This window comes from Azohydromonas lata NBRC 102462 (assembly GCF_001571085.1).
Classification (GTDB): domain Bacteria; phylum Pseudomonadota; class Gammaproteobacteria; order Burkholderiales; family Burkholderiaceae_C; genus Azohydromonas; species Azohydromonas lata.
Genome location: NZ_BCTC01000020.1, coordinates 58,945 through 79,418 on the forward strand (window position 1 = coordinate 58,945; position 20,474 = coordinate 79,418).

General features: G+C 71.0%; 19 protein-coding genes. 15 read left to right on the top strand and 4 right to left on the bottom strand.

Annotation, left to right across the window (positions count from 1 at the left end; genetic code table 11):
• Window position 1: 1 nt before the first annotated feature.
• The 3 genes from ALA01S_RS09845 to aptA all read right to left on the bottom strand — a co-directional run bounded on the left by ALA01S_RS09845 (window position 2) and on the right by aptA (window position 3,546).
• Window positions 2-1,369: a glutamine synthetase family protein gene (locus ALA01S_RS09845; protein ID WP_066335367.1), complete on the bottom strand. Its 1,368-nt coding sequence runs from the start codon at window positions 1,367-1,369 to the stop codon at window positions 2-4.
• A gap of 4 nt (window positions 1,370-1,373) precedes the next feature.
• Entirely contained in the window at window positions 1,374-2,144 is a 771-nt protein-coding gene (locus ALA01S_RS09850) for a gamma-glutamyl-gamma-aminobutyrate hydrolase family protein (protein ID WP_066335370.1), read from the bottom strand.
• A 73-nt stretch (window positions 2,145-2,217) separates the two neighbouring features.
• Window positions 2,218-3,546 (bottom strand): omega-aminotransferase AptA, encoded by a 1,329-nt coding sequence (gene aptA / locus ALA01S_RS09855; protein WP_066335372.1) that lies wholly within the window; start codon window positions 3,544-3,546, stop codon window positions 2,218-2,220.
• Between the two features lie 300 nt (window positions 3,547-3,846).
• On the opposite strand from aptA, the gene ALA01S_RS09860 reads away from it, so the two are divergent.
• The 9 genes from ALA01S_RS09860 to ALA01S_RS09900 all read left to right on the top strand — a co-directional run bounded on the left by ALA01S_RS09860 (window position 3,847) and on the right by ALA01S_RS09900 (window position 12,691).
• Window positions 3,847-4,878, top strand: a complete 1,032-nt coding sequence (locus ALA01S_RS09860; RefSeq protein ID WP_066335374.1) for an AAA family ATPase — start codon at window positions 3,847-3,849, stop codon at window positions 4,876-4,878.
• Between the two features lie 21 nt (window positions 4,879-4,899).
• Complete coding sequence (locus tag ALA01S_RS09865) at window positions 4,900-5,757, top strand: DUF58 domain-containing protein (RefSeq protein WP_066335376.1); 858 nt, start codon at window positions 4,900-4,902, stop codon at window positions 5,755-5,757.
• Between the two features lie 190 nt (window positions 5,758-5,947).
• Window positions 5,948-6,826, top strand: coding sequence for a hypothetical protein (locus ALA01S_RS09870; RefSeq protein ID WP_066335385.1), 879 nt, complete (start codon window positions 5,948-5,950; stop codon window positions 6,824-6,826).
• On the top strand, window positions 6,823-7,854 hold the full coding sequence (locus ALA01S_RS09875; RefSeq protein WP_066335431.1) for a vWA domain-containing protein: 1,032 nt from the start codon (window positions 6,823-6,825) through the stop codon (window positions 7,852-7,854). Before ALA01S_RS09870 ends, ALA01S_RS09875 begins: the two co-directional genes overlap by 4 nt.
• A 5-nt stretch (window positions 7,855-7,859) precedes the next feature.
• Entirely contained in the window at window positions 7,860-8,429 is a 570-nt protein-coding gene (locus ALA01S_RS09880; protein ID WP_157118873.1) for an MxaK protein, read from the top strand.
• Window positions 8,426-9,421 carry a vWA domain-containing protein gene (locus ALA01S_RS09885; RefSeq protein WP_084267396.1) on the top strand — a complete coding sequence of 332 codons (996 nt, stop codon included), beginning with the start codon at window positions 8,426-8,428 and terminating at the stop codon, window positions 9,419-9,421. Before ALA01S_RS09880 ends, ALA01S_RS09885 begins: the two co-directional genes overlap by 4 nt.
• A 296-nt stretch (window positions 9,422-9,717) precedes the next feature.
• On the top strand, window positions 9,718-11,034 hold the full coding sequence (aceA, locus tag ALA01S_RS09890; RefSeq protein WP_066335389.1) for an isocitrate lyase: 1,317 nt from the start codon (window positions 9,718-9,720) through the stop codon (window positions 11,032-11,034).
• A 215-nt stretch (window positions 11,035-11,249) separates the two neighbouring features.
• On the top strand, window positions 11,250-12,161 hold the full coding sequence (locus ALA01S_RS09895; RefSeq protein WP_066335391.1) for an alpha/beta hydrolase: 912 nt from the start codon (window positions 11,250-11,252) through the stop codon (window positions 12,159-12,161).
• Between the two features lie 29 nt (window positions 12,162-12,190).
• The gene (locus ALA01S_RS09900; RefSeq protein WP_084267398.1) at window positions 12,191-12,691 is read left to right on the top strand and encodes a GNAT family N-acetyltransferase; all 501 of its coding nucleotides are present in this window, start codon (window positions 12,191-12,193) and stop codon (window positions 12,689-12,691) included.
• A 6-nt stretch (window positions 12,692-12,697) separates the two neighbouring features.
• On the opposite strand, the gene ALA01S_RS09905 is transcribed toward ALA01S_RS09900, so the two are convergent.
• Window positions 12,698-13,348, bottom strand: a complete 651-nt coding sequence (locus ALA01S_RS09905) for a TetR/AcrR family transcriptional regulator (RefSeq protein WP_066335393.1) — start codon at window positions 13,346-13,348, stop codon at window positions 12,698-12,700.
• A 219-nt stretch (window positions 13,349-13,567) separates the two neighbouring features.
• Between ALA01S_RS09905 and ALA01S_RS09910 the strand changes: the two genes are divergently transcribed.
• The 6 genes from ALA01S_RS09910 (at window position 13,568) to ALA01S_RS09935 (ending at window position 20,376) form a co-directional block, all read left to right on the top strand.
• Window positions 13,568-14,584: a TRAP transporter substrate-binding protein gene (locus ALA01S_RS09910; RefSeq protein WP_066335396.1), complete on the top strand. Its 1,017-nt coding sequence runs from the start codon at window positions 13,568-13,570 to the stop codon at window positions 14,582-14,584.
• Window positions 14,585-14,594: 10 nt separating this feature from the next.
• Window positions 14,595-16,361 carry an FAD-dependent oxidoreductase gene (locus ALA01S_RS09915; RefSeq protein ID WP_066335399.1) on the top strand — a complete coding sequence of 589 codons (1,767 nt, stop codon included), beginning with the start codon at window positions 14,595-14,597 and terminating at the stop codon, window positions 16,359-16,361.
• Window positions 16,362-16,391: 30 nt separating this feature from the next.
• Window positions 16,392-17,204, top strand: a complete 813-nt coding sequence (locus tag ALA01S_RS09920; RefSeq protein WP_066335401.1) for a shikimate dehydrogenase family protein — start codon at window positions 16,392-16,394, stop codon at window positions 17,202-17,204.
• Window positions 17,205-17,251: 47 nt separating this feature from the next.
• Entirely contained in the window at window positions 17,252-19,021 is a 1,770-nt protein-coding gene (locus ALA01S_RS09925) for an FAD-dependent oxidoreductase (protein ID WP_066335436.1), read from the top strand.
• Window positions 19,022-19,096: 75 nt separating this feature from the next.
• A complete protein-coding gene (locus ALA01S_RS09930; RefSeq protein ID WP_066335403.1) occupies window positions 19,097-19,711 on the top strand; it encodes an NIPSNAP family protein in 615 nt (204 codons plus the stop codon).
• A 113-nt stretch (window positions 19,712-19,824) separates the two neighbouring features.
• Window positions 19,825-20,376 (top strand): TRAP transporter small permease, encoded by a 552-nt coding sequence (locus tag ALA01S_RS09935; protein WP_066335407.1) that lies wholly within the window; start codon window positions 19,825-19,827, stop codon window positions 20,374-20,376.
• Window positions 20,377-20,474: the final 98 nt, after the last annotated feature.

The window sequence follows — 20,474 nt, forward strand, 5'->3', positions numbered from 1 at the left end:
ATCAGACGTGCAGCAGCAGGTGCTCGCGCTCCCAGGGCGAGATCACCTTCATGAACTCGGCGAACTCGGTTTCCTTCACCTCGGTGTAGACGGTGATGAAGCTCTCGCCCAGCACCTCGGCCAGCGCGGTCTCGGCCCGCAGCTTCTCCAGCGCCTCGCCCAAGCTGCGCGGCAGGGCGTAGTCGCCCAGGTAGGCGTCGCCCTTGCACTCCGGCGTGGGCTCGATGCGGTTCTTGATGCCCAGGTAGCCGCAGGCCAGCGTGGCCGCCAGCGCCACATACGGGTTGGCATCGGCCCCCACGACGCGGTTTTCCACGCGGCGCGCGGCCGGCGGGGCCACGGGCGAGCGTATGCCCACGGTGCGGTTGTCCGTGCCCCACTGGATGTTGATGGGCGCGGCCGTGAAGCGCGCCAGGCGCCGGTAGCTGTTGACGTAGGGCGCGAACAGCGCCATGGCCGCGGGCACGTATTTCTGCAGCCCGCCGATGTACCAGTAGAACTCGCGGCTGGCGCTGCCGTCGGGGTTGCTGAAGAGGTTCTGCCCCGTGTCCTTGCGCAGCATGCTCTGGTGGATGTGCATGGCGCTGCCGGGCTCGCCGGCAATGGGCTTGGCCATGAAGGTGGCGAACATGTCGTGCCGCATGGCGGCCTCGCGCACCGTGCGCTTGAAGAAGAACACCTCGTCGGCCAGCGCCATGGGGTGGCCGTGGAAGAAGTTGATCTCCATCTGGCCCGCGCCGATTTCGTGGATCAGCGTGTCCACGCTGAGCTCCATCTTTTCGCAGTAGTCGTAGACGTCCTCGAACAGCGGGTCGAACTCGTTGACGGCGTCGATGCTGTAGGCCTGGCGCGAGGTCTCGGCGCGGCCGCTGCGGCCTATGGGCGGCTTGAGCGGCATGTCGGGGTCGGTGTTGCGCGCCACCAGGTAGAACTCCAGCTCCGGCGCCACCACGGGCTCCATGCCTTCGTACTGGAACAGCTCGCACACGCGGCGCAGCACGGAGCGCGGGGCGAAGGGGATCATGCGGCCGTCGCGGTCGAAGCAGTCGTGGATGACCTGCGCGGTGGGGTCGGTGGCCCAGGGGACGATGCGCACCGTGGCCGGGTCGGGGCGCAGGTGCATGTCGCGGTCGGTGGGGGTGATGACGTCGTAGTAGGGGCCTTCCTCGGGGAACTCGCCCGTCACCCCCATGGCCACCACGACTTCCGGGAGCCGCATCCCGCGGTCCTCGGTGAACTTCTCGCGCGGGAGGATCTTTCCTCTCGCCACGCCGGTGAGGTCCGGCACCAGGCACTCGATCTCGGTGACGCGGTGCTGGTCCAGCCACTGTTCCAGGTCGCTGTATGTGAACTCTTTTCTTTCCACCATAGGCTCACTCCTCCTGTCGTTGCTTGAACTGGTTGCGGTGCGTCGCCTGCCTTGCGCAGGCCGCCCCGAAGGCGCGAAGCAGTTGCAGGGACACGGGGTTGTCCCGCGCCCGCCATTCCGGATGCCACTGCACGCCCAGCGCGAACGCCGCGCCGGGCCATGAAAAGGCTTCGACCAGCCCGTCCGGCGCCCGCGCCTCCACCCGCAAGCCCTGGGCCAGCCGGTGGACGGCCTGGCCGTGCACCGAGTTGACGCGGAAGGTGCCCTCGCGCACCACGTCCGCCAGCAGCCCGCCGGGTTCCACCTGCACCTCGTGAGCGGGCGCGTACAGGGATTCGGCCGTTTCGCCCTGGCCGCGGTGGTCCAGGTGGCCGGGCAGCGTGTGCACGGCCTGGTGCAGGCTGCCGCCCAACGCGACGTTGAGCTCCTGCGCGCCGCGGCAGATGGCCAGCAGCGGCAGCCGGCGCTCCAGCAGGCGCGGGATGAAGGGCAGCGTCCAGGCGTCGCGCGTGGGGTCCAGCGGCAGCGCGGGGTCGCGAACCTCTTCGCCGAAATGGCTGGGATGGACGTTGGAGGGCGAGCCCGTGAGCAGCACCCCGTCGGCCAGGTCCAGCAGCGCGTCCAGCTCGGCTTCGGACGCATCCGGCACCACCAGCGGCAGCGCGCCGGCCAGGCGCACGGCCTCCACGTACTTGGCGCCGGCCACGTGGAACCCATGCTGGCCCAACACGCGGTTGCAGGCCGGGACGAGGACGACGGGGGGCGTGGTCTTCATGGGCTGTCGGGTGGTGGGGCTGTTGGTGTGTCGGGTGTTCGGGATGGGCTGGCGCTGCTGTCCGGGCTGCGGCTCACGCCGCACGGCGCAGCGCGCCGGCCAGCGTGTCCACGATGCGGTCGATGTGGGCCTTCTCAATGATGAGCGGTGGCGAGAGCGCCACGGTGTCGCCCGTGGTGCGGATGAGCACGCCTTGCTCCCAGCAGTCCAGGAACACGTCGAAGGCGCGCTTGCCCGGCGCGTCCGGCAGGGGGGCCAGCTCCACGCCGCCGACCAGGCCGATGTTGCGCACGTCGACCACGTGCGGCAGGCCCCGGAGGGCGTGCAGCGCGTGGCCGAAGTGCTCGTGCAGCGCCGAGGCGCGGGTGAGGAGGTTTTCCTCCGCGTAGGTCTGCAGCGTGGCCAGCGCCGCCGCGCAGGCCAGCGGGTGGGCGGAGTAGGTGTAGCCGTGCGGGAACTCGATGGCCTGCTCGGGGCCGTGCATGAAGGCGTCGTGTATCGCGCGCTTGGCGAAGACGGCGCCCATGGGCACGCAGCCGTTGGTCAGGCCCTTGGCGACGGTCATGAGGTCCGGCGTCACGCCGAAGGTCTGGGCCCCGAAGGGCTGGCCGGTGCGGCCGAAGCCGGTGATGACCTCGTCGAAGATCAGCAGGATGCCGTGGCGGTCGCAGATCTCGCGCAGCCGCTGCAGGTAGCCCTGCGGGGGCAGCAGCACGCCGGTGGAGCCGGCCACGGGCTCGACGATGACGGCGGCGATGGTGCTGGCGTCGTGCAGCGCGCACAGCCGCTCCAGGTCGTCGGCCAGCTCGGCGCCGTGGGCGGGCTGGCCGAAGCTGAAGGCGTTGCGCGCCGGGTCGTGCGTGTGGCGGATGTGGTCCACGCCGGAAAGCAGCGTGCCGAAGAGTTTTCGGTTGCCGACGATGCCGCCCACGGAGATGCCGCCGAAGTTCACCCCGTGGTAGCCGCGCTCGCGGCCTATGAGCCGGGTGCGGCTGCCTTCGCCGCGCACGCGGTGGTAGGCCAGCGCCATCTTCAGCGCCGTCTCCACGGACTCGGAGCCGGAGTTGGTGAAGAACACCTTGTCCAGCCCCGGCGGGGTCAGCTTGACCAGCTCCTCGGCCAGCTCGAAGGCCTGGGGGTGGCCCATCTGGAAGGGCGGGGCGTAGTCCAGCACCGAGGCCTGCTGCGCGATGGCCTGGACGATGCGCGGCCGCGCATGCCCGGCGTTCACGCACCACAGCCCGGCCACGCCGTCCAGCACCTGCCGTCCTTCCGGCGTCCAGTAGTGCATGCCTTCGGCGCGGGCCAGCAGGCGCGGGGCCTGCTTGAACTGCCGGTTGGCCGTGAAGGGCATCCAGTGGGCGTCGAGTGAGGGCGTATCGGTACTGCGGTCAGACGTCATGAGCTTCTCAACCAGCACGGCCGTTGCAGCCGCGACGCTTGCAGTCTAGCCCTGGGCAAGGGGGTGGCGCTCGATCCGGCGTTCGCGGGCCTGCCGCGGCTGGGGCTGCGCACGGCTGGGTGGGCCGTCCCACCCATGGTTTCCCCTGAGCCGCTGCGTGCGCGCTGCGTGCGTGTCGGACACTCCCGTGCTGCGGGGCCGCGGCAAAGCGCGCCTTGCGCCTTCGCAGGCCGGCCACGGGCGGTTGCGCGGGCATCCTTGCGGCACCAGGGCGTCCGTCGGAACGGGCAGGAGTGTTCCATGGCAGTAGACACGGGCTGGCTGGCGGCGCAGCGGGAGCTGGCGCTGGCGATGGAGCGCGAAGTGGCGCGCGTGGTGGTTGGGCAGGCGCGGGCGATCCGGCTGATCAACGTCGCCGTCTTCGCGCGCGGCCACGTGCTGCTGCAGGGCGACGTGGGCGTGGGCAAGACCACGCTGCTGCGCGCCTTCGCCCGCGTGGTGGGCGGGGCCTTCGCGCGGGTGGAGGGCACGGTGGACCTGATGCCGGCCGACCTCGTCTACCACACCCACATCGCCGCCGACGGCCGCCCGGCCGTGGACCCGGGGCCGCTCATCGCCCGCGGCGAGGAGCTGGCGGTGTTCTTCTTCAACGAGATCAACCGAGCCCGCCCCCAGGTGCACTCGCTGCTGCTGCGCGCCATGGCCGAGCGCAGCGTCTCGGCCTTCAACCGCGAGTTCCATGTGCCGCACCTGCTGGTCTTCGCCGACCGCAACCGCGTCGAGCGCGAGGAGACGTTCGAGCTGGCCGTGGCCGCGCGCGACCGCTTCTTGCTGGAAGTGACGCTGGAGACGCCCACGGACGCCGCCGAGCGCGAGGCGCTGGTCTTCGACCCGCGCTTCCACGACACGGACGCCCTGGTGGACACGCTGCCCACGGGCCTGGTGCAGCACCGGGAGTTGGGCGCGCTGGCTGCCGCCATCCAAAGCCACATACACGCATCGCCCGCGCTGCGCCGCTACGCGCTGGCGCTGTGGAGCGCGAGCGAAAAGCCGTCGGAAAGCGGCGTGGCGCTGCCCGCCGGGCTGGGGCTGGACGCCTCGCAACTGGTGCTGGCCGGCGCCAGCCCGCGTGGCATGAGCATGCTGCTGCGCGCCGCGCGCGTGGCGGCTTGGCTGGACGGGCGCGACCACCTCGTCCCAGAAGACATACAGGCGGTGTTCCACGAGGTGCTGGCGCACCGGCTGGTGCTGCAGCCGGTGTACGAGCTGCGCCGCGCGGCGCTGGTGCCGGCGCTCACGGCGGCCATCCTGCAATCGGTGCCTGCGCCCTGAGCCGGCCCTTGGAGAGTCGCGATGGCCCTGGACGAAGCCCCGGCCGAGTTTTTCTACCGCCTGCCCGCGCCGGCCGAGGGGCTGCGGCCGGGGGCGCACCGCAGCGTGGGCGGGGACGGGGGCATGGAATTCCGCGGCCATGTGGACTGGCTGCGCGCGCCGGATGCGCGGCGGCTGGATCTGCGGGCCTCGCTGCGCGACCCCTTCCATCGCTGGCAGGTGCGGCAACACAGCCTGCCGCGGGCGCAGACGGTATGGCTCGTCGCCGACGTTTCCGGCTCCATGGCCTTTGGCGCGCCGCGGCGCAAGCTGGACGTGCTGGCCGACTTCGCCGCCAGCCTGGCTTGGTCCACCTGGCGCGCGGGCGACCCGCTGGGCTGCGCCGCCTGCGACGACCGCATCCGCGACGATTTGATTTGGCCGCCCGCGCGCCAGGCCGGCCGCGCGCCGGCCCTGGCCGCCGCCCTGCGCGCCTTGCAGCCCGTTGGGTACGGCAGCCGGGCGCTGGCGCAGGTGGCCGCGAGCCTGGGCCGGGCCCGCGCGCTGGTGTTCCTGGCCTCGGACTTTCACGTGCCGTTGCCGGAGTTGCGCGGCTGGTTCACCGCCCTGGCCGCGCACTGGGTGGTGCCGGTGGTGATCTGGGACGAGCGCGAGTTCGTGCCGCAGGCCGGCAGCGGGCTGCTGCCGCTGGTGGATGCCGAAACCGGTGCCCGTCGCCTGCTGTGGTGGCGCCCAGCGTTGCGCCGGCGCTGGGAAGAGGCGGCGTTGCAGCGGCGCGAGGCGCTCAGTGAGATGTTTGCCCGGGAGCGGCTGCGGCCGCTGTTCATCGAGGGGGAGTTCGATGCGGATGCGGTCACGCGGCATTTCCTGCAGGGGTGAGGGCGTGGGCGGGCAGGCGCACTGCTGTCCAGGGAAAGGTGGTGGGCGTCCGCCGGAAACTGATTTGCAGCGCACCCCGATCCGTCATTCCCGCGAAGGCGGGAATGACGAAGTAGGAAGTGTGGTGCGTCGGCTTCCGGCCGGTGCCAAAAGCGTCGCGGTCAGCGCTGTGGTCCTTGCGATTCCAGTTGTGCTGACCACCGTTGCCGCTCCAGCCGCCGCCCAAGTCGTCCAACTCCACGAATCCCCGCCGCGCACCTACGGCTACCAGGTCGGTGACCTGATCGAGCGCCATGCCGAGCTCAGCGTGCCGCCCGGCCTGCGGCTGGACGACGCCTCGCTGCCCACCACGCGGCCCAGCGCGTCCGTGGAACTGCGCGAGGCTCGCTGGCAGCCGCCGCCTTGGTGGACCCGTCACGACACATACAAGTTTGTCCTGACCTATCAGGTGCTGCGTTCCCCGCCGTCGCCCCAGCTCATGGACCTGCCGCCCGTGGTGCTGCGCTTCAAGGCAAGCCAGGAAGGAGGGAGGTCGCAAGAGGTGAGGCTGGACGCCGTGCCCGTGATGGTCTCGCCGCTGGTGCCGCAGCCGCCCCCGGATCGCAACGGTTTTGGACCTCTGCAGCTGGACGTGCCGCCGCTGCTGATCGCCGCCGAGGCCACGCGCGGCCGCGTGATGGCCGAGGCTCTTCTCGCCGTGCTGCTCCTGGGCGCGCTGCTGGTGCGCCGCTTCGGTTGGCCGGGGCGGCGCCCCCAGCGGCCGTTCGATGACGCCTGGCGGGCGCTGCGCCGCCTGCCGGCCGACGCCGGCCCGGACGAATGGCGGCGGGCGCTCGCCGCGCTGCACCTGGCGCTCAACCGCAGCCATGGGGAAGTGCTGTTCGTGCAGGGGCTGGACGGCTTTCTGGCCCGCCGCCCCGCGTTTGCACCGCTGCGGCCTGATCTGGAGCGCTTCTTTGCGCTGTCCCGCCAGGCCTTCTTCGCGGCCGACGCGTCCGTGCAGGCCGATGCCGCCCTGTTGAAAACCTTGTGCCGGCGGGCGAGGGCGCTGGAGCGGGAGGCGGCATGAGGGCCTTCAGCCTCGATCAGCCCTGGTGGCTGCTGCTCCTGCCGCTGGCGCTGCTGCCCTGGCGCCGCGCGAGCGAAACGCCCGTGCTGCACGGCGCGCTGGCGCTGCTGCCGCCGGACCGGCTGGGAGAAGCCGTCGCGCTGCTGCTGCGGCTGCTGGCCTCCATCGCCATCGCCGCGCTGGTGGTCGCCCTGGCCGGCCCGCGCCAGCCGGAGCGCGTGGTGCAGCGCGTTGGACGGGGCGCGGAGATCGTGCTGCTGCTGGATCGCAGCGGGAGCATGGACCAGGGCTTCGGCGGCACGCGCAATGGCGGGGGCGAGTCGGCGCGCAGCGGGGGTCTCACGGGCGAGGGCGGGCGCGGGCGGGCCAAGAGCCGCGTGGCGCGGGAGGTGCTGTCGGACTTCGTGGCGCAGCGCGCCAACGACCGCTTCGGCCTGGTGGCCTTCAGCACCATGCCGCTGCCGGTGCTGGGTTTCACCACGCACACCGCGGCCGTGCAGGCGGCCATCGCCGCCGGGGGCGTGGGCCGCGGGCTGGGTGAAACCGACATCGGCCAGGCCGTGCTGGCGGCGCTGGACTACTTCGAGCAGCGCCCCTTTGCCGGCGCGCGCATCGTGATGCTGGTGTCCGACGGCGGCGACCACCTGGAGCCCGCCGTGCGCGAGCGCATCACGCAGCGCATGCGGCGCGACCGCGTCTCGCTGCACTGGCTCTACCTGCGCTCGGCCGGCAGCCCGGGGCTGGAGCCGCCGCCCGGCAGCGACCCGGAGGCGGCCAACAACGTGCCGGAGGTGTTCCTGCACCGTTTCTTCGGCACGCTGGGCCCGCAGTACCACGCCTACGAGGTGGGCAACCCGGCGGCGCTGCTGCGCGCAGTGGAGGACGTGGGCCGCCTGGCCGACCTGCCCAACGGTTTCGAAGAGCGGTTGCCGCCCAGGCCGCTGGACTCGTGGTTCCTTGGCGTGGCGCTGGGCGCCGTGCTCTTGTTGTGGGGGGCGCAATGCGTGCAGCGCGTTCGCTGGGCTTGAGCGGCTTGGACCGTGCCAAGGTGCGCCGGCGCCTGTGGTGGGCGCTGCTGGCGGCCGTGCTCGCGGCGCTGGCCTGGGACGCCGCGGCGCTGTGGCGGGCGCAGCGGTGGAACGAGGCCATCCGGCAAGGCCGCGCCCAGGCGCAGGCCGGCGAGCAGGCGGCGCGCTCGCCTGAAACGCTGCCGCCGGAAGTGCGCTTTGCCATCGCCGCCGAGCTGGCCGCCAGCGGCAACGGCGACGCCGCACTGGACGGCTGGCGCGCCTTGCAGTCCGAGAACACGCCCCTGGGCCAGGCCGCGCGCTTCAACGCCGCCAGCGCCTTGCTGCGCGAGGCCGAGCGGCTGCGCGGCGGCCCGCAGCCGGGGCAGGCCATCGCCCTGGTCGAGCTGGCCAAGGAGAACCTGCGCGAGTTGCTGCGCCGCGATCCCCAACATTGGGCTGCCCGCTACAACCTGGAGCGCGCGCAGCGCCTGCAGCCCGACCCCGACGAGGGTGAAACCGCGCCCGCCGCCGCGCCGCGCGACGCCGAGCGGGCCGCCACCACCATGCGCGGCGTGTCGCAGGGTTTGCCGTGAAGCCCGCGCCGGCCAGCCTCGCCAACAGGCTGCGCGGCCTGTGGCCCGCGCGAGGGCGCCGCGCCTTGCCCTTGGCGGCGCTGCTGCTTGGGCTGGCAGTGGTGGACGTGCACGTGCCGCTGACCCGGCCGCGGGTGGAGGCGGTGGTGGTGCTGGACATCACGCAGAGCATGGACGTGGCGGACGTGCAGCTCGACGGCCGCACCGTCTCGCGCCTGGCGCTGGCCAAGGCGGCGCTGCACGAGGCGCTCGGGGCGTTGCCGTGCGGCTCGCGCGTGGGACTGGGGGTCTTCACCGAGCACCGCAGCGTGCTGCTGCTCACGCCGCTGGAGGTGTGCGAGCACCTGCAGGAGCTGCGCGGCACGCTGGCGCGCGTGGACGGCCGCATGGCCTGGAGCGGCAACAGCGAAGTCTCCAAGGGTTTCAACGGCGCCTTGCGCCTGGTGCGGGCGCTGCCGCAGCGCCCGGCGCTCGTCTTCGTGACCGACGGGCACGAGGCGCCGCCGCTCAACCCGCGCTACCGCCCGCCCATGGATGCCGAGCCGGGCCAGGACGCGGGCTGGTTGATCGGCGTGGGCGGCTTGCAGCTCGCACCCATTCCGCGCAGCGACCTGGAAGGGCGGCCGCTGGGCACCTGGGGCGCACAGGAGGTGGCGCAGGTCGATCCGTACAGCCGTGGCCGCGGCGGCAGCGTGCAGGGCGAGCAGATGGTGGAGGAGGCCGGCGGCGCCGCGCCGGCGCCGGACTTGGGCGCCACGCCGGGGCGGGAACACCTGTCTTCCCTGCGCGAGCCCTACCTGCGCCGCCTGGCCCAGGAAACGGGGCTGCGCTACGCGCGGCTGCAGTCCGCCGGCCAGATGCTGCCGCTGCTGCGCGACCCGGCGCTGGCGCAGCCGCAGCGCCATGCCGAATCCCTGCGCCCCGTGCTCGCGCTGCTGGCCTTGGCCCTGCTGGCGCTGCGGCACGGACGCCGCGCGCAGGCGGCTGGTTGAGCACGCTCCCTGTTTCGCAGGAAGGCGAGGGTTAACCGGCATTGCGAATGGCGTTCCTTCGCACTTTGAAAAATCCGATTCCGCATTGTGAAAAGTAAGCTTTTCGCGCTGCAGCATTTTTTCTCATTACGGAAAATTTCATTCCGTATTGCGATATCAAAAAGACAAGTTGTTGATTTGAAAGGAGAAAATTTTCTGTCTTATATAAGACATAAGTCTTCTGTCAGAGGACTTCCGCCTTTAGGCTTTAGCCATCGATTCGCCACTTTTGACTGACCCCCCTGAAGGAGTAACCGATGACCAAACTGACCCGCGAACAGCAGATCGCCGCCCTGGAAAAGGATTGGGCCGAGAATCCCCGTTGGAAGCTCGTGAAGCGTGGCTACAGCGCCGCTGACGTGGTGCGTCTGCGCGGCAGCCTGCAGCCCGAGTACACGCTGGCTCAGCAGGGTGCCGAGAAGCTGTGGGAGAAGGTCAACGGCGGCGCCAAGAAGGGCTACGTGAACGCCTTCGGCGCCATCACCGCCGGCCAGGCCATGCAGCAGGCCAAGGCTGGCCTGGAAGCCGTGTACCTGTCGGGCTGGCAAGTCGCCGCCGACGGCAACACCTCCGAAACCATGTACCCCGACCAGTCGCTGTACGCGTACGACTCGGTGCCCACCATGGTTCGCCGCATCAACAACACGTTCAAGCGTGCTGACGAAATCCAGTGGTCGCGTGGCATCAACCCCGGCGACGAAGGTTTCGTGGACTACTTCCTGCCCATCGTGGCGGATGCCGAAGCCGGCTTCGGTGGCGTGCTCAACGCCTTCGAGCTGATGAAGAACATGATCTCCGCGGGCGCCGCCGGCGTGCACTTCGAAGACCAGCTGGCCGCCGTGAAGAAGTGCGGCCACATGGGCGGCAAGGTGCTGGTCCCGACCCGCGAAGCCGTCGAGAAGCTGATCGCCGCTCGTTTCGCCGCTGACGTCATGGGCGTGCCCACCATCGTGCTGGCCCGCACCGATGCCGAAGCCGCCAACCTGCTGACCAGCGATTGCGACGACAACGACAAGCCCTTCGTCACCGGCGAGCGCACGCAAGAAGGCTTCTACCGCGTGAAGAACGGCCTGGAGCAGGCCATCAGCCGCGGCGTGGCCTACGCCCCCTACGCCGACCTGGTGTGGTGCGAAACCGGCGTGCCTGACATCGGCTTTGCCCGCGAATTCGCCCAAGCCGTGCACGCCGCCTGCCCGGGCAAGCTGCTGAGCTACAACTGCTCGCCTTCCTTCAACTGGAGGAAGAACCTGGACGACAAGCAGATCGCCGCCTTCCAGGAAGAGCTGTCCGCGCTGGGCTACAAGTACCAGTTCATCACGCTGGCTGGTATCCACATCAACTGGTACAACACCTTCCAGTTCGCCCACGCCTATGCCCGCGGCGAAGGCATGAAGCACTACGTCAACATGGTGCAAGAGCCCGAGTTCCAGGCTCGCGAGCAGGGCTACACCTTCGTGTCGCACCAGCAGGAAGTCGGCGCCGGCTACTTCGACGACGTGACCACGGTCATCCAGGGCGGCTCCTCCAGCGTCAAGGCGCTGACGGGCTCCACCGAGGAAGAACAGTTCCATTGATCCACTGATCCCGCATGGGGGTGCGGGCTGCCGGCCTTACCAGGCTGGCGGCACAGTGAGTCCATGCGGCGGACAACAACCGCCGCATGATGCCCACCGGTCCTATCAGGCCGGTGGGCTTTTTCTTTTGGGGGTCGTGAAAGCGTGCGCGGGCATACTCGCCGCCCGTCGCATTCAGGGCCCGTCGCTTGAGCCATTCACTTCTCACGCCGCAGATGGCCGGTCTGCTCTCGCGCATGTCGCGCGTGAAGACCCCGCCGCTGCACGCCTTGACCCCGGCCGAGGCGCGCGCGGCCTACACGCTGCGCGCCGAGGTGCTGGAGCCCCCGCGCGCGCCGCTGGCGCGGGTCGAGGATTTCTCCATTCCCGCGGCCGACGGCACGGCGCTGCCGGCGCGGCTGTACGCGGTGTCGCATGAGCGGCTGCCGGTGCTGCTGTACCTGCACGGCGGCGGCTTCGTCATCGGCAACCTGGAAACGCACGACAGCCTGTGCCGCCAGCTGGCGCTGCGCAGCGGCGGGGCAGTGGTGGCGCTGGACTACCGGCTCGCCCCCGAGCACCGCTTTCCCACCGCCGTGGACGACGCCTGGGCCGCCATGCACTGGCTGGCCACCCAAGCCGACGCTGTGCTGGGCCTGGACGGCCGCCGCCTGGCCGTGGGCGGCGACAGTGCGGGGGGCACGCTCACGGCCGCGTGCGCGCTGCACGCGCGCGACGTTGGGCTGCCGCTGGCGCTGCAAGTCTTGATCACGCCCGGCACCACGGCCCACGCCGACACGGCTAGCCACAAGCTCTTTGCCAACGGCTTCGTGCTGGACGCGGCGGCCATCGCCTGGTTCTTCGACCACTACATCGACTTCCACCACCGCCGCGACTGGCGCTTCGCGCCGCTGGAGGCGGACGCCGACGGCGTGGCACCGGCCTGCGTGATCCTGGCCGAGTGCGACCCGCTGGTGGACGAGGGCGTGGCCTATGCCGACCAGATGCGCGCCGTCGGCGTGCCCGTGGAGCTGGAGCTGTACCGCGGCCTCACGCACGACTTCATCAAGATGGGCCGTGCCATCCCACAGGCCACACAGGCCCAGCAGGTTGTGGCCGAGGCACTGCGCCAGGCCTGGGGCACGTGAGGGCCGTGGCCGGCCAGGAGTTCATTGCCATGCTTTGTGCAACGTACAAGATTCTCCCAAACCAACATCTCCCAGAAACCGAGATCACGGTGCTCACCGGAAGCTGGCAGGCGTTGGGGACCGATGCCCAAGCCGTGCGCCACGCCGTGTTCGTGGCGGAGCAGGGCATTCCGGCCAACTTGGAGCGCGACCCAGCTGATGCCGGCTGCATCCACGTGCTGGCACGCGACGGCGCGGGCCAGGCGCTGGGCACGGGCCGGCTGTTGCCCCAGCCGGACGGTGTGCTCAAGCTGGGCCGCCTGGCCGTGCTGGCCTCGCAGCGCGGCCGGGGCGTGGGCCAGGCGCTGCTGGACGCCCTGCTGAAGGCGGCGCGCGCCCAGGGCGCGCGCGAGGTGGTGCTGCACGCGCAGCAGTCGGCCGCGAGCTTCTACCTGGCGGCCGGGTTCCAGCCGCGGGGCGAGGCCTTCATGGAGGCGGGCATTCCGCATCAGGAAATGGTGCTGCCCCTGGCGCCCGCGCCGGGCGCGTAGCCGGCGTCAGCCGCCGCGCAGCAGATAGCCCAGCACGACCTCGCACGTGTGCGACAGCCGCTCCTGCATGGCCTTGGGCGTGTCGGTTGCGCGGCCGAAGATGACTGACAGCGTGTAGCGGTTGGACTGGTAGTAGTAGCTCAGGCCCGCAATGGTGATGTAGAGCTGGTGCGGGTCCACGCCGCCGCGGAACACGCCGTCCTCGCGGCCGCGCTCCAGTACCTGGGCCAGCGTGGCGATCAGCGGCGAGTGCAGCTCCAGGATGCGCTGCGACTGCGCCAAGTGGCGCGCGCGGTGCAGGTTCTCGCTGTTGATCAGCGCCAGGAACTCCGGGTGGGCGCGGTGGTACTCCCACGTGAACTCGATGAGCCGGCGTATGGCCGTGACGGGGTCCAGCGCCGTCAGGTTGAGCTGCGCCTCGGCGCGGCGTATGCCCGCGTAGACCTCTTCGAGCGCGGCCAGGAACAGCTTTTCCTTGCTCTCGAAGTAGTAGTAGATGAGCTTCTTGTCCACGCCCGCGCGCTCGGCCACGTGCTCCAGCCGCGTGCCGCCCAGCCCGGTCTCGGCGAAGGCGGCGCTCGCGGCGTCGAGGATGGCTTGGCGCGAGCGCTCGGCATCGCGGGTGCGGGGTTCAGTGGCGGTCTTGGCTGCTGGCATGGGCGAACTCGGTTGCCCGGCATTGTGAGGGCAGCGCAGTGGCTCCCTTGATTCACTAAAAAGAGAATTAAGTTGTCCATCCAAGACGTTTATGCGTCGCTTCTACGGGAAAACGCTGAGCTTCTGAGGTCATGTCTGTCTTTTTATTCCCGTTTTGGTGAACTATGATTTCACCGAGCCGGGAATTCCGGGTTGATCAAGACGCTGAAGGAGACAGACATGCTCAAGTGGGTCCACACCATGGCCGCCGTGGCGGCGACTTCGCTGCTCGTGGCCGGTGCGGCGCAGGCCGCCGACATCAAGGAACGCAGCTTCAAGCTGGCCCTGGTGGTGGACAAAGGCACGGCGCAGTACGACGGCGCGGAAAAGTTCGCCGAGCTGGTGGGCAGGAAGAGCGAGGGCCGCATGAAGGTCAAGGTCTTCGGCGGCGGCACCTTGGGCGGCGACGTGCCGGTGCTCAGCTCGGTGCAGGGCGGCACCATCGAATTCACGCTCACCAACGCCAGCCTGCTGCAGGGCATCGTCAAGGAAATGGCGATCTACGACCTGCCGTTCCTGTTCTCCACCTACCAGGAGGCCGACGCGGTGGTGGACGGCCCCGTGGGCCGCAAGCTGCTGGACCTCATGCCGCCCAAGGGGCTGGTGGGCCTGGCGTACTGGGAGCTGGGCTTTCGCAACATGCACAACAGCAAGCGGCCCATCACGAAGCTGGAGGATTTGCAGGGCCTGAAGATGCGCGTCATCCAGACGCCCATCTACCTGGACCTGCTCAACACCCTGGGCGCCAACGCCGCGCCGCTGCCTTTCCCGGAGCTGTACCCGGCGCTGGAGCAAAAAGCCATGGACGGCGCGACCAACCCGCCCATCACCATGCTCGTGCAGAAGTTCTACGAGGTGCAGAAGTACTACTCGGTCACGAACCACATGTACAACCCGCAGCTCCTGATCTTCAGCAAGAAGGTCTGGGACCAGCTCAGCGGCGACGAGCGCAAGGTGCTGCAGGAGGCGGCCGTGGAGGCGGGGCTGTACGAGCGCAAGGTGTCGCGGCAGAAGAACGCGGCGGCGCTGGAGGAGCTCAAGAAGCACGTGGCCGTCAACGAGGTGGCGCCGGCCGAGGTCGCCCGCATGCGCGAGAAGGCGCGCCCGGTGTTCGCCAAGTACGCCAAGAGCGTGGGCGAGGACCTGGTCAAGGAGATGGTGGCCGAGGTGGACAAGGTCCGCGCCGCGGCGAAGTAAGGGGCCGGCCATGCTGTACCAACTCTCACAGGCGCCGGCCGAGGGCGAAGCGTTCGACGTGGTGGTGGTGGGCGCGGGCGCCGCGGGCATGTCGGCCGCCTTGTGCGCGGCGCTGGACGGGGCGCGCGTGCTGCTGGTGGAGCGCACGGCGCACGTGGGCGGGACGAGCGCGCTGTCCGGCGGGACGACCTGGGTGCCCGGCACGCATCACAGCGCGGCCGTGAACCCGTCCGACACGCTGCGCGATGCCGAGACCTACCTGGACGCCGCCGTGGGCGAGCGCGCCCCGCGGGCGCTGCGCCAGGCCTTGCTGCACGCCGGCCCCGAGGCCGTGGCCCACGTCGAGCAGCACTCGCACGTGCGCTTCAGGCCCTACCCGACGCACCCGGACTACATCTCGCAACTGCCGGGCTCCACGCTGCGCGGCCGCGCGCTGGAGCCGCTGCCCTTCGACGGGCGGCTGCTTGGGCCGTACTTCAAGCTGTTGCGCGCACCCATCCAGGAATTCACAGTGCTGGGCGGGATGATGGTGGACCGCAACGACATCCCGCACCTGCTGGCGATGAGGAAGTCGCTGAAGTCGCTGCGCTACAGCCTGCGCATCCTGTCGCGCCACGCGCGGGACCGCCTGGCGCATCCGCGCGGCACGCGGCTGCTCATGGGCAACGCGCTGTGCGCTCGGCTGCTGTACTCGTTGATGCAGCAACCCGGCGTCAAGCTGGCGATGCAGGCGCAGGTGGCGTCTTTCCACCGCGAGGACGGCGCCATCGCCGCGCTCACGCTGGAGCAGGGCGGCCAGCGCCGCCGCGTGGCCGTGCGCGGCGGCGTGGTGCTGGCCAGCGGCGGCTTCAACCGCCACCCGGCGTTGCGGGCACAACTGCTGGGCACGCAGGACGCCTGGTGCCCTGGCGCGCCCGGCCACACCGGCCAGGCCCACGCGCTGGTGAGCGCGCTGGGCGCCCGCTACGGCGAGGGCGCGCTCAGCCCGGCGTTCTGGGCCCCGGTGTCGCTGCGCAAGCGCGCCGACGGCACGCAGGCGGTGTTCCCGCATTTCCTGATGGACCGCGCCAAGCCCGGGATGATCACCGTCGATGCCCAGGGCCGGCGCTTCCTGGACGAGAGCACCAGCTACCACCTCTTCGGCATCGCCATGCAGCGTGCCGGCGCGGTGCCGGCCTACCTGATTGCCGACGCCCGCGCGCTGAAGAAGTACGGCATGGGCATGGTGCGGCCCGGCGGACAGGGCTTGCAGCCCTACCTGGACGACGGCTACCTCACGCAGGGCGCCACCTTGGCCGAGCTGGCCGCCAGGCTGGGCCTGCCCGCCGACGCGCTGCAGGACAGCGTGCAGCGCATCAACCGCTACGCCGACACCGGCGTGGACGAGGACTTCAAGCGCGGCAGCACCGACTACTCGCGCAACATGGGCGACGCCTCGCTGGGCCTGCCCAATCCCAACATCGGAGCGCTGCGCGAGGCGCCGTTCTACGCCGTGAAGCTCTATCCCGGCGACATAGGCGCGGCCACCGGCTGGGCCACCGACGCGCAGGCCCGCGTGCTCGATGCGCGGCAGCAGCCCATCGCCGGCCTGTATGCCGTGGGCAACGACATGCACTCGGCCTTCGGCGGCGTCTACGCGGCGCCCGGCATCACGCTGGGCCCGGGCCTGGTGTTCGGCTACCTGGCCGGGCGCCACGCATCCGGCCGCGCCCGCGGCGGTGCGCACGCTTCAAGCGCCGGGCCCGCCCGCGCCCCGGCCGCCGCCGCAGCCGCCTGACCTTCAACCCCTCCACGAGGCTTCACCGCAATGAGCAACTTCCAGCTCGACGGCGCCACGCGCGTCGTCGCCATCATCGGCGACCCCATCGCCCAAGTGAAATCGCCCGCCGGCGTCACGCAGACGCTGCAGGCGCAGGGCCGCAACGCCATCGTCATGCCGGTGCACGTGGCCACGGCCGACCTGGACGCCTTCATGCAAGGCGCCGCGTGCATGCGCAACCTGGACGGCGTCATCGTCACCGTCCCGCACAAGCTGGACGCCTACCGCTTCTGTGCCACGGCCACCGAGCGCGCGCACTTCCTGGGCGGCGTCAACATCCTGCGCCGCAACGCCGACGGCTCCTGGCACGGCGATCATTTCGACGGCGAAGGCTACGTGCACGCGCTGCGCCGCAACGGCTGCGAGCCGCGGGGCCGCCGCGCCCTGCTGGCCGGTGCCGGCGGGGCGGGCTCGGCCATCGCGCTGGCCTTGCTGGAGGCGGGGGTGCAGTCGCTGGCCCTCCACGAGCCGGACGCGGCGCGGCGCGAGTCGCTGATGGCGCGGCTGTCGCAGCGCCACGCGGGCCGCGTCGTGGCCGGCAGCGCCGACCCGCGGGGCTTCGACCTGGTGATCAACGCCACGCCCGTGGGCATGTCGCCCACGGACCCCGTTCCCTTTGACGTGTCCGGCCTGGAGCGCTCCACCTTCGTGGGCGACGTCATCACCAAGCCGGCCGTCACGCCGCTGATCGAGGCCGCGCGCGGCCTGGGCTGCGGCACGCAGGTCGGCGCCGACATGTTTGCCGGCGTGTGCGCGCTGATGGTGGAGTTCCTGCTGGCCGACGGGCCGCTCAAGGGCTGAGCGCCATGGCCGTGAAGTCATCGCTGGACAGCCGCCACGTGCCCGCCATGCCGCTGGCCACCACGGCGCGCGGCAGCGTCAGCGCCGGCGACGTGCCCACCCGCTGCGACCTGCTGGTGGTGGGTTCCGGCGCGGGCGGCCTTTCCACTGCCGTGACCGCCGCCGCGCTGGGGCTGCAGGTGCTGGTGGTGGACAAGGAGCCGGTGTTGGGCGGCACCACGGCCTGGTCCGGCGGCTGGATGTGGATTCCGCGCAACCCGCTGGCGGTGGCGGCCGGCATCCGGGAAACGCTGCAGGGGCCGCGCGAGTACCTGCGCCACGAGTTGGGCGCGCAGTACGACGAGGCGCGCATCGACGCCTTCCTGCAGCACGGGCCGCGCATGGTGGAGTTCTTCCGCGGCAGCACGGCGCTGGATTTCATCGACGGCAATGGGGTGCCCGACTTTCATGGAACGAGCGCAGGAGCCGCCACCGGGGGAAGGTCGGTGTGCGCGGCGCCCTTGGACGCCCGCGCGCTTGGGCCGGCGCTGGCCTACCTGCGCCCGCCGCTGGAGCTCATCAGCTTCCTGGGCATGGGCATCGCCGCCAGCGAGCTCAAGCACTTCTTCAACGCCATGCGCTCGTGGAGCGCCTTCGGCTACGTCGCCCGCCGGGTGGGCGCGCATGTGAAAGACCTGCTGCTGCACCGCCGCGGCATGCGGCTGGTGGCGGGCAACGCGCTGGTGGGCGGCTTGCTGAAATCGGCGCTGGACCGCGGCGTGCAGTTGCGCGTGTCCAGCCCGGTGCAGCGGCTGCTGACCGAGGACGGCCGCGTCACCGGCGCGGTGCTGCGCACGGCGCAGGGCGAGGTGCGGGTGCAGGCGCGCCGCGGCGTGGTGCTGGCCTGTGGCGGCTTCCCGCACGACGCGGCGCGGCGCGCGGCGCTGTTGGGCGATGCGACGCTGGCGGCCGCGCACTGGTCGGCCGCGCCGCCGTGCAACACCGGCGACGGCTTGCGCCTGGGGGAGGGCGCGGGCGGCGTGGTGGACGGCTCGCTGGCCGCGCCCATCGCGTGGGCGCCGGTGTCGCTGGTGCCCGGGCGCGATGGCGGTGTGAAGCACTTCCCGCACCTGGTGGAGCGCGCCAAGCCGGGGCTGATCGCCATGCGCGCCGACGGCCGCCGCTTCACCAACGAGGCCGACAGCTACCACGACTTCACCAGCGCCCTGGTGCGCGCCACGCCGGCCGGCGAGGTGCCGCAGGCCTGGCTGCTGTGCGACCACCGCTTCATACGCCGCTACGGCCTGGGCCGCGTGCGCCCCGCGCCCGTGCCGCTGGGCGCGCACTTGCGCAGCGGCTACCTGCGCCGCGGGCGCGACCTGCGCGAGCTTGCCCAGGCCTGCGGCATCGCGGCCGACGCCTTGCAGGCCACCGTCGGGCAGTTCAACGCCGAGGCGCGGCAGGGGCGCGACACGGCCTTCGGCCGCGGCGGCACGCCCTACAACCGCGTGCAGGGCGAAGCCGAGCAGCCCGGCAACCCCTGCGTGGCGCCGCTGGAGCAGGGGCCGTTCTATGCCGTGCGCATCGTCCCCGGCAGCCTGGGCACTTTCGCCGGCCTGCGCACCGACGCCTCGGCCCGCGTGCTGGACGCCAACGGCCAAGCCATCGCCGGCCTGTGGGCCGCGGGCAACGACATGGCCAGCGTGATGGGCGGGCACTACCCCAGCGGCGGCATCACGCTGGGGCCGGCCATGACCTTCGGCTTCATCGCGGCGCATGACGCGGCGCACTTGCCTGCCATGCAGCCCACCGCGGCGCCCGCCATGGCCACGGCCTGAGCGCAGGCCCTTCCAGTCAACGCTTTTCTCCGCTCTTACCCGCTTTTCCCCCGCTTCCAACCGGAGCCTCCTGCCATGTTCTACGAACTCGCCACCCTCACGACCCGCCTCTTCACCACCTCCCAAGCCACCGAGGGCATACAGGCCTGGGTGCAGGCGCCGCAAGCGCGCGGCCGGCTGCTGGGCTGCTGGTATTCCGACATCGGCGCGCTCAACCAGGTGCTGGTCCTGCGCGCCTTCGATGACGAGGCCGAGATGCTGGCCGAGCGCCGCCGCGCGCTGCTGTCCTCCAACCCGTTCAACTGCGGCGAGCTGCTCACCGGGCTGGAGATGCACGGCTACGCCGGCTTTCCCTGGATGGAGCCGCCCGCGCCGGGCAGCTACGGGCCCATCTACGAGGTGCGCACCTACCAGTACAAGACCGGCGGCCTGCAGCCCACGCTGGACGCCTGGCAGGCCGCGCTGCCCGCGCGCAACGAAATCTCGCCTTGCCTGCTGGCCATGTACGCGCTGGACGGCACGCCGCGCTTCACCCACTTCTGGCCCGCGACCAGCCTCAACGAGCGCTCGGCCGCCCGCGCCGCCGCGGTCCAGCAGGGCGTGTGGCCGCCCAAGGGCGGGCCGCAGTGGCTGACCTCCCACATGCAGTCGCAGATCTTCCTGCCCACGGCCATCTCGCCCTTGAAGTGATGCCCCCGGGCGGCCCGCGCGCCGCCCCTGGACAGACCGCCGGCGCCGGCCAGACGGCGCCACCCGCGCCGCGGTGCAAGGCGGCGACCCAAGCCCCCAAAGGAGACATTCCCGTGAACCGACTGATTGCCGGCGGCTGCCGGCTGCTCGAAGCGCTGCTGGCCCTGGGCCTGGCGCTGATGGTGTTGCTGGTGTTCGGCAACGTGGTGCTGCGCTACGCCTTCGACTCCGGCATCACCGTGAGCGAGGAGCTCTCGCGCTGGCTTTTCGTGTGGCTGACCTTCCTGGGCGCCGTGGTCGCCATCCATGAGCGCGGCCACCTGGGCTCGGACATGCTCGTGTCGCGCCTGGGGCCCTTGGGCCGCAAGGGCTGCCTGTTGCTGTCGCACCTGGCCATGCTCTACGTCACCTGGCTGCTGTGGAGCGGGGCCGTCACGCAGGTGGGCATCAACCTGGACGTGGTTGCGCCCGTGACCGGCACGTCCATGGCGGTGTTCTATGCCAGCGGCGCCGTCTTCGCGCTGTTGAGCGGGCTGTTGCTGCTGCACGGCCTGTGGCGGCTGCTCAGCGGCCGCATGGCCGACGAGGAGCTCATCGCGGTGCAGGAATCCGAAGACCTGGCGCAGGTGCAGGACCTGCACTTGGGCCAGCCGGCCAAGGTCTGAAGGGGAGGACCACCATGACCGTCTTCATCTTCCTGGGCTCGCTGCTGGGCGCCATGGCGCTGGGCATCCCCATCGCCTATTCGCTGCTGGTGTCCGGT